The 1,266-nt window shown below is 77.3% G+C and carries 1 protein-coding gene and 1 pseudogene; both read right to left on the bottom strand.

All coding sequences use genetic code 11. The features are described from left to right. Window positions 1–827 (bottom strand): CHASE2 domain-containing protein (locus tag AC1D01_RS35305; RefSeq protein WP_477874264.1); only part of this gene is annotated, 827 nt, incomplete at its 3' end. Between the two features lie 24 nt (window positions 828–851). Further along, window positions 852–1,266, bottom strand: a pseudogene (locus AC1D01_RS35300) (hypothetical protein); the annotation flags it as partial.

Genomic DNA, 1,266 nt, shown 5'->3' with positions numbered 1-1,266 from the left:
TGCTCGCGCAGCGCGTCGTCGCGCAGCACGCCGCGTGCGGCCTGCACGACCGACAGGTACGGGCGCAGCGCGACGGTGTCGCCACGCGCCGGCCAGCGCGGGCGCACGCGACCGGCCTCGTCGACCGGCCAGTGGTGCGTGCCCGCACGCGCCTGGCCGTCGGCGCAGGCCAGGGCGGGGGGCGCGATGCCGTCGCCCGCCAGCAGCGAGGCCAGCGCGAGGGTCGGCACGCCCAGCGCCGTGGAGGCGTGCCACAGCGACAGCGCGCGCCACTGGCCGTCGTCGTCGGTCGGCGTCGACACCATGCCGAGCACCGGTGAAGCGGCCAGCAGCGTGGCGGACGGCAGCTGCAGCCCCGGCCAGGCCTGTGCGCCGCAACCGCCCGGGCCGGGCTGCGGCGGCAGCGATTCGCTGTCGCCGGGCGGCAGCGGCACCACGCTGACCGCCAGCACGATGCGGCCCGGGTGGCGCGCCAGCGTGGCGGCGAGCGCGGCATCGCCGTCGCGCGGATCGGCCAGCACCAGGTCGATCGCGACGCTGCGCGCGCCGATGTCCAGCAGGTAGTCGGTGACCAGTGCCAGCAGCGTGCGGTCCGGCGGCCAGCCGCCGAACTGCGGGCGCAGCGCCGCGACCGAGGCCTCGTCGATGTCGACCACCAGCACGCCGGGCGCGCCGTCGCGCGCTGCCAGCGCGCGCGCCTGCAGGTCGTGCCAGGCGGTCTGCGCGGCCGCGAGCACGCCGCAGACGGCGATCAACGCGGCCAGCAGCACGCTCGCCGCCAGCGCGAGGATCACCGCGCGGCGGCCGGTCGGCGCAGGCCCTCTCACAGCGTGGCCCTCACGATGCGGCCCTCACAGCAACAGCAGCACCGCGGCGCCTGGCAGCAGCCACCACCACAGGCTGCGCGGCACGTCGAACTGCTGGGTCGCGCCCCACGCGCCGGTGAAGCCGTCGGCCTGCTGCGTGCGCACGCGCAGGTAATAGCGACCGGGCGCGGGGCGCGGCAGCACCAGCTCGGGCAGGTTCTCGCGCCGCTCCAGCACCAGCTGCGTGAACGCGGGGTCGGTCGCGACCTGCACGTCGTAGGTGTCGTCGCTGCTGCGGGCGCGCCAGCGGAACACCAGGCGCACCCCCTCGTCGCGCCGCGGCGCGAGCGCCACCGGCGGCGGCGACTCGCCCAGCACGAAGCTGCTGGCATCGCAGAACGCGCCGTGGACGTCGCCGGCCGCGATGCTCGCGAAGCGCCAGTGGTAGCGGCCGGCCGGC

Source organism: Rhizobacter sp. P3_B12, assembly GCF_056402895.1.
Note: the sequence above shows the minus strand (reverse complement) of the source record. Positions and strands in the feature narration are given on the sequence as shown.